Genomic DNA, 7,589 nt, shown 5'->3' with positions numbered 1-7,589 from the left:
CACTACCCCGGCTGTTTCCCCACATGCGAAGCTTCACGCATGCTGACCCTGCACCGCGGCAGCCACCACGGGTTGCATGTCGCCCCGCGCTGGCCCTCCCGCCATATCCAGATCGACGCAGAGGTGCTGCAACGCCTGCTCGAGGCACAGGCACTGCTGCCTGCCGAACTGCGCCTGCTGCTCACCCGGGGCTTCGAGCCCCGCCACAGCCGCCTCGGCGGCTTCCGGCGCCTGGTGCGGCGGCTCGGTATCACCCTCTTCCGCACCTGCTATCCGCAACGGCACGATGAAGTCGATGCCATTTTCGGCGCCAACGGCCACGATATCGATGGCCGTCATATCGATGTCTCACTGGTACTGCGCGGCAAGCGACTGCGGCTGCTGCCGCTGGGCGTGTTCACCCCGCCGCGCTGGCAGGATCGTCGCGTCGCCCGCCATGCAGAAGCGATCGCGCGGGTGAAGCACGGCCTGCAGCACTGCGGCTTCGAGCTGCACCACAACCCCACCGAAGCCCTGCAGATCCACTGCGACTATCGCCCGCGCTGATCCCGCGTCCGCGCAGGTGTGCCATGCCCATCTATAGATGCAAATGATTCTCTTTTGCTGTAAGGTGCAGCCGCTGCCCTTGCCGCCGCGGGCTGTTCCCTTTCCCAGTTGTCGCCCGCCCCGTGTCCACGCCTGTCGAACCGACGGATGTCGCGCAGCTGTGCGCGGCCCATTACCGGCCGCTGCACGCCCATGTCCGCCGCAAACTCCCGCAACGCTGCGACGCCGATGACGTCGTCCAGGAAACCTGGCTGCGCGTCGTCAAAGTCGCCGCCAGTGGCCTGCTGAGCAATGGCCGCGCTTACCTGTACCGCGTCGCCCACAATCTGATCGCCGATCATTACCGGCAGCGCCAACGCCGGCGCGAAGAGGCCCTGGATGAGGCGCAACTGCACGCCATCGCCGATCCTGCCCCCCTGCCGGAGCAGCGCCTGCTCGACAACGAGCAGCTGCGCCACCTCGACGCTGTCATTGCCGCGCTGCCTCCGCGCTCGCGCCAGGTATTCCTGCTGGCACGGGTGGAGCAGATGGCACTGGCCGAGATCGGCCGCCAGCTGGGCATCAGCCGGCAGACCGCGCACGGCCATCTGCTGCGTGCGCTGGTTGCGCTGCAGCAGGTACCCGGCGCATGAGCCAGGATGCGATCGCGCGCGAGGCTGCGCGTTGGTGGCTGGACGGCCACGACGGCGGCCGCGACGAGCGCGCCTTCAACCAGTGGTACCACGCTGACTACCGCCACGCCGCGCAGTACCAGCATCTGCAGGCGCTCTGGCAGGCCGGTGATGCGACGCCCAGCCTGCAGCGGCACCAGCGCAAGCGGCAGCGCCGACGATTGCGCGACGCCGGCACTGCCGTGCTGCTGCTCTGTGCCTTGGGCCTGTATACCCGCCAGGCCGCGCCACCAGCCGCCCAGGTAATGCGCACGGCGTCGGGCGAGATCCGCGAAGAAGTCCTGCCGGATGGCTCGCACGTGCTGCTCTCGCCCGGCAGCGAAGTCCATGTCCGCATCGATGCACAGCGCCGCCAGCTGCAGCTGCAGCATGGCCAGGCCTGGTTCAAGGTAGCCGCCGATGCGCAGCATCCGTTCCAGGTGCATACGGCGCACGGCACGGTCACCGCGCTCGGCACCGCCTTCGACCTTGCCGTGCAGCACAACGACAGCGTGGTCACCGTCACCGAGCATCGCGTCCGCGTGGACAGCGGCAGCCGCAGTGAACAGGCCATCGAAGGGCAGCAGCTGCGCTTCGATGGACAGGCAGCGACCGTCGGCCTGGCTCCCAGCCAGAGCGCGCTGGCCTGGCGCGAACGTCGCCTGCATTGGGTCTCCACGCCCTTGGCCGAGGTCACCCAGGACCTGGATCGCTGGCATGGCGGCCATACCTGGATCATCGGCGCACACCTCCGCCAGCAGCCGGTCACCCTGCTCGGCAGCGCTGACGGTGCGGCGCGCAGCCGGGACCAGCTGGCCACGCAGCTGCATGTGCGCGTGCTCCGCCTCGGCGCGGGCGTGCAGGTCTGGCTGCCACCACGCAGGGGACATCGCGATGCACCCTGACATCGGCCCTGCCGCTGCGTCTACCCAGGATGACGACGCGCTGCGTCAGCCCCTGGAGCCCCCGATGCTGTTTCACCGCCCCCTTGTCCTCGCCCTGTCACTGGCCTGCGCCAGTCCGCTTCCGCTGTTGTCCGCCAGCGCTCATGCGCAGGCCGCCACCCGCCACTTCGATCTTCCTGCACAACCGCTGGCCAGCGCACTGGACGCCTACAGCCGGTTGACCGGTGTCGACCTGGTGATCGGCGCGGCTCTGCCGGGCGGCCAGACAGCGCCGGCGCTGCGCGGACAGTTCGACGATGCTCAGGCCCTGTCGCGCCTGCTGGCGGGCAGCGGCCTGCGCCCCCGCTTCATCGACCCACGCCGCGCCACGCTGGAACCGGCGCCGGCCGAACCCGCCGATGGCAGCCGTCGAACCGGCCCTCTGCGCGTGCAGGGTGATACCGCGAACGGTCATTCTCCCGGTGCGGGCGCCAGTCAGTATGTGCCAGCCACGCGCGATGGCTTCGCGCCGGCGGTCGGCAGCGAGCGCGTGGCAATGGCCGAACGCCAGGACGGCAACAGCCTGCTGCGTTCGATGCCCGGCACCCACAGTTTCCATTCGCGCAGCCAGCCCGGCCTGCAGGTCAACATCCGCGGCATGACCGGCGCTGGCCGGGTCAACACAATGATCGACGGTGTCACCCAGACCTTCCGCAACAATGCCGGGCATGGCTCGGGCGGCCCGTTCGCCTATGTCGACCCCTTCCTGCTGGCCGGCGTGGACGTGCAGCGCGGCGCGGTGGCCGGCGGTGATGGCGCCGGCACGCTGGCCGGCAGTGCCAACTTCCGCACGCTGGACATCGACGACCTGCTCGGCGAAGGCCGCGACTGGGGCCTGCGCGCGGGCTATCGCCATGGCAACAACGGCTACGGCAGTGGCCGCACCTTCGCCGGTGCCTGGCGCCACAGCGAGGACGGTGGTGACCGCCAGTTCGGCCTGCTGGCCGCCGCCAGCAGCAGTCGCAGCAGCGAGTACGCCACCGCACGCGGGCAGAAGAACAAGGCCGACCCCGGCAGCCAGCAGCCCAGCAGCTGGCTGTTGAAAGCACGCCTGCAGCCCAGTGACCAGCATCGGCTCGACCTGAGCCACATGCGATACGAAAACGACTTCTACCACAACTACCCGTGGCAGATTTCCGCGCGTAACCAGCGCGCGAGTTACCACTACACGCCCTACACGCCGTGGATCGACCTGCGCGCGACCTTCGCCAGCAACAAGACCCGGCTGTTCTATCCGCCGGTGGAGGACTCCAGCTACATCGGCCGCCGCACCCACAGCAGCCTGAGCAGCTGGACCCTCGACAACACCAGCCGCTTCGACATCGGCGCGCTGCAGGCGCGCTGGAACACCGGCATCAAGCACCAGTCGGACATCTACGTGGCCGATACCCCGGTTCTGCGCGGCGCCAACCCCCAGGGCCGCAGCCAGCTGGACAGTGTGTTCAGTACGCTGGAACTGCAGTACGACGTCTACGCGCTGACCGCAGGCCTGCGCCAGGATCGCTATGGCATCCGTGGCCACGTCCCGGTGTGCTCGGATGTCCCCGGCCAGTGCGCAGAGATCAACGGCGGCGGCATCGACGTGCGCCGCACCCAGCACGCGCTCAGCCCCAGCCTGGCGGTTTCGTGGCAGGCCACCGGCTGGCTGCAGCTGTTCGCCGAAGTCTCGCGCACATCGCGGCCGCCGCGCGTGCAGGAGATGTTCTTCGAGAAAATCCCGCTGGAAGGCATGAGCGATGCCGACGGCGTGGGCGCCAACCCGTTCCTGCGCCGTGAGCGCTCGCGAAACCTGCAGTTCGGCGCCAACCTCAGCACCGACTCGCTGCTGGTTGACGGCGACCTGGCCCAGCTGCGCGTCACCCGCTTCGACAACCGCATCCGCGACTACATCAAGCCGCAATACCTGCTGATCGTGCATCCGCCGGAAGTGGAGCCATTCGTGGTGCCGATCGATAGCGATCCGCAGCTCACTGCCTGGACCGATGCGCTGGACGTGGACGACTTCAGCACCACCACGCGCTGGATGAACCACCCGGGCGTGGTGCGCATGCGCGGTATCGAGCTGGAAGCGCACTACGCCAGCGAGCACTACCACGCCACGCTGAGCTGGACCCGCTCGCGCACCAGCGCGCCGCCCATCGAGTTCGTCAACCTTGAAGACATCACCGCCCTGCCCGACCGCTACTGGACGTTGGACGTGGGCGGCCGCTGGTGGCAGCAGCGCGTACAGGCCGGCCTGCGCGCCGAGTACTCCGGCCCGACCGAGGAAGGCTACGACTTCTTCCAGACCCGCAAGACCGGCGGCACCGGCGTGCTGCTGGACTTCTACGCCAGCTTCAAGCCCCAGGCCAACACCACCCTGTGGCTGAACATCGAAAACCTGCAGAACAAGGCCTATGACAACAATGCCTCGATCGACAGCATCTTCAGCCCGATCCTGGACCGCGGCAACGGCCGTGGCCGCACCGTCTCGATGGGCGTCAATGTGGCGTTCTAGCCGGCGCTGGTGGCCGCTGTGCCTGCTTGCGCTGGCGTCGATGGCCAGCGCGCAGCCGATGCCCGGCAAGGTGCTCGACCTCGCCAGCGGCCAGAGCCTGGACGAAGCGGCGTTCGTGAAGCGCGCAGCGAACGCCCCGCGGCTGCTGTTGGGCGAACGCCACGACCTGGCCGGTGACCACGCCGCCCAGCGCTGGCTGCTGCAGTCTCTGCAGCAGCAGCGTCCACAAGGCGCGCTGGTGCTGGAGATGATCGCCAGCGAACGCCAGCCGCGCCTGCAGCGGGTACAGCGCTGGCTGGCCAAGGGCAACCATGCCGACGGTGCGCGCCTGCAGGAGCTGCTGGGCTGGGATACACGATGGCCATGGACCGCCTATGGCGGGCTGGTGCAGGACGCCACCGCCGCCGGCATCCCCCTGTTCGGCGGGAATCTCGCGCGCGCCGAGGTCAACGCGCACCTTGCGTCCGCTGATGCAGTGCGGTTCCCGGTGGCCGCTGCCCGCCAACGCCTGTCGGCCGTGGTGCTGGCCCAGCACGCGGACGCAGCACCGATGCTGGAAGGGATGCTGGCCGTGCAACAGGCCCGCGACAGGCGCATGGCACAGGTAATGACCGAGGCACCTGCACCCGCGCTGCTGGTGGCCGGTCGCTGGCATGTACTGCGCGGTACCGGCGTGCCGGGCTACCTGCCAGCGGACACACCGGCGCTGGTGATCGCACTGGCCTCGCCGGGTGAAACCGTCGAGGCGGCCGACGCCGACCTGCTATGGGTGCTGGACGATGAGTGAGCGCGGCCAACACTGGCAGGCGGTCGCCATCAGCATCGGCCTGCACCTGTTGCCCCTGCTGCTGTTGGTGCACTGGGTGGCCGCGCCGCCGCTGCTGCCGCCGCCTGAGCAGGACGTGCGCATCAGCCTGCGCCTGCTGGCGCCGGCGACACCGCCCCAGCCAGTGGAAGAACGCCAGGCAGACACCCCGAGCCAGGCGCAGCAGGCGCGCGCATCGCAACCCACCCGGTCACCGTCGCCGCCCCCGCCCACCGCTGCGCGCGAAGGCGACCTCGCCGCCAGCGAACACGGTGGCACTGGCCGGCAACCGCTGCCGGTCGCCACGCCTGCGGCCGTGACCGATGCAAGTCCCGCACCGGCATCGATCACGGCCGCGCCGCCCGCTCCCGACGCACCACCGGCAGACTTCCAGGCCGGCGCCGCCAGCGACCAGTGGGAAGCCCGCCTGATGGCGCGGCTGGAGCGTTACCGCTACTACCCCGCCGCCGCACGTTCACGCCGGCAGCAGGGTACGGCCTGGGTCAGGGCCAGCATCGACCGCGAAGGTCGGCTGCTGGCGCTGCGGTTGGAGCAGTCCAGTGGCCAGCCGATGCTCGACGCCGCCGCGCTGCAGACATTCCGTCGTGCGCAGCCGCTGCCGCCCATTCCCGATGAACTGAAGGCACCGCAGGAACTGGTGGTGCCGGTCGAGTACTACCTGCGCTAGGCCGTGTAAGCCTCCGCCTCGATCTCGAACAGCATGCCGTCCAGCGCCAGCCGTGGCACAGGGATCAGTGTGCAGGTCGGTGCAGCACGGTTCGGCCAACGCTGCCGCACCTGCCGGGCGATGATGCCCAGCCGGTCCTCGTCGTGGTCGACCACCAGGATGCGCAACCGTGCGACATCAGCCAGGCTGGCCTGCGCCGAGCGCAACGCAATCTGCAGGTTGTCCAGTGCCTGCTCGACCTGTTCCTCGAAACCGGGGGAGAGATGACCATCGGCATCCTCACCGCCCTGCCCGGCGATATGGATTACCCGCGCCGGCAGGCGAACGACGGCCACGTGCGAGTACCCGTTGGCCGAAGGGTCGTATAGCCCGGGAGGATTGAACAGTTCCAGCAGGCCATGGCCGCGGTCCGGGGTGGTCAGCAGGTTCATGCCGCATGCCTCGTGGGGGATGCGAGGCAGTCTGCAACCTAAACTCGGGTTGAGGTCAAACAGCGTCCGTGCAACAGATCGGTTCGCCACGCGCAACGATCACGTCCACGCCGGATCCGCCGTGAAATCGATGGTCAACCAGAACGTACTGCCGCGGGCATCCAGCCGCACCGCGATCTCATCGCGCATCGCATCGACTTCGCCCACCGACCCCAGCGGCGTGGTCGGGTCAGCCAGCACATGGATCTCGATGAAGCGCATCCGCCCCATCTTCGCCACATGGCTGGTGAAACCGGCATAGCCACGCTCGGCCACGAACGCCTGCATCACCTGCTGCACGCGCCGGTCCAGATCATCCGGTGCCACCTGCAGCACTTCGCGCATGGCCTTCCACGCGCTGCGCGCCGGCACCGGCAGCACCGCAAGGCTGATCAGCGCCAGCACGATCGAATCCAGGTACGGCACCCAGTGGTGCCACTCACCGCCGTGCAGGACCAGCGCCAACACGAAGGCCAGCACCACCGCCAGGCTCATCAACCCACCCAGCAGCCAGCCGCGCACATCCAACCACAAAAGAGCGGAGCGCAGATGCCGCGCCTGCTGCGCGACGAACGCCGCCATCGCCAGGTTGCTGGCACTCAGCAGCGCCGCCCACCACAGCGCTGGCCCGAACTTCACCTCGTGCCCGCCCGTGGTCAGGCCGATCACGGCGTTGGCCAGCGCATACACGCAGGCCAGCGACAGGATCACACCGCCCAGTGCCTCGACCATCGGCTCCAGGTGCCAGTAGCCGTACTGGAAGCGCGGGCTCTGTTCCCGCGCCACCAGCCGCAGCACCGACAACGACACCAGGGTCAGGGCGACGTCGACCAGGCTGTACACGCCGTCGAACAGGATGGCCTGTGATCCCACCAGCAGGCCACCGCCGAAGCCGGCCGCGCTCACCGCCAGGGTGACCCCGATCGAGAACTTCAGGATGCGTTGCTCGCGCGCGGTATCCATCGTTCGCCGAAGCGCCGACCGTTGCG

Annotated in this window: 8 protein-coding genes; 6 read left to right on the top strand and 2 right to left on the bottom strand. The window is 68.9% G+C overall.

Features of this window, described 5'->3' with window-relative positions; translation table 11 throughout:
* The first annotated feature begins 39 nt into the window (after positions 1–39).
* The 6 genes from V3B30_RS04085 (at position 40) to V3B30_RS04060 (ending at position 6,130) form a co-directional block, all read left to right on the top strand.
* Positions 40–546: a hypothetical protein gene (locus V3B30_RS04085; RefSeq protein ID WP_100473161.1), complete on the top strand. Its 507-nt coding sequence runs from the start codon at positions 40–42 to the stop codon at positions 544–546.
* Positions 547–668: 122 nt separating this feature from the next.
* Complete coding sequence (locus tag V3B30_RS04080) at positions 669–1,178, top strand: sigma-70 family RNA polymerase sigma factor (protein ID WP_262084386.1); 510 nt, start codon at positions 669–671, stop codon at positions 1,176–1,178.
* Complete coding sequence (locus tag V3B30_RS04075) at positions 1,175–2,101, top strand: FecR domain-containing protein (RefSeq protein WP_262084387.1); 927 nt, start codon at positions 1,175–1,177, stop codon at positions 2,099–2,101. The genes V3B30_RS04080 and V3B30_RS04075 overlap by 4 nt, the downstream gene beginning before the upstream one ends.
* Positions 2,102–2,165: 64 nt before the next feature.
* Positions 2,166–4,637: a TonB-dependent receptor gene (locus V3B30_RS04070; RefSeq protein WP_262084388.1), complete on the top strand. Its 2,472-nt coding sequence runs from the start codon at positions 2,166–2,168 to the stop codon at positions 4,635–4,637.
* Positions 4,624–5,424: a ChaN family lipoprotein gene (locus V3B30_RS04065; RefSeq protein WP_262084389.1), complete on the top strand. Its 801-nt coding sequence runs from the start codon at positions 4,624–4,626 to the stop codon at positions 5,422–5,424. Before V3B30_RS04070 ends, V3B30_RS04065 begins: the two co-directional genes overlap by 14 nt.
* Positions 5,417–6,130, top strand: coding sequence for an energy transducer TonB (locus V3B30_RS04060; RefSeq protein WP_100473165.1), 714 nt, complete (start codon positions 5,417–5,419; stop codon positions 6,128–6,130). The genes V3B30_RS04065 and V3B30_RS04060 overlap by 8 nt, the downstream gene beginning before the upstream one ends.
* Here the strand turns inward: V3B30_RS04060 and V3B30_RS04055 are convergent.
* Positions 6,127–6,561 (bottom strand): RidA family protein, encoded by a 435-nt coding sequence (locus tag V3B30_RS04055; protein WP_262084390.1) that lies wholly within the window; start codon positions 6,559–6,561, stop codon positions 6,127–6,129. The two genes, V3B30_RS04060 and V3B30_RS04055, sit on opposite strands and share 4 nt — an antisense overlap.
* Before the next feature lie 99 nt (positions 6,562–6,660).
* A complete protein-coding gene (locus V3B30_RS04050) occupies positions 6,661–7,563 on the bottom strand; it encodes a cation diffusion facilitator family transporter (RefSeq protein ID WP_262084391.1) in 903 nt (300 codons plus the stop codon).
* Positions 7,564–7,589: the final 26 nt, after the last annotated feature.

Source organism: Stenotrophomonas sp. SMYL41, from assembly GCF_036319965.1.
In the GTDB taxonomy this organism is placed as follows: Bacteria; Pseudomonadota; Gammaproteobacteria; order Xanthomonadales; family Xanthomonadaceae; genus Stenotrophomonas; species Stenotrophomonas maltophilia_R.
The sequence above is the reverse complement of the archived record's forward strand: the minus strand, read 5'-3'. Positions and strand labels throughout refer to the sequence as shown.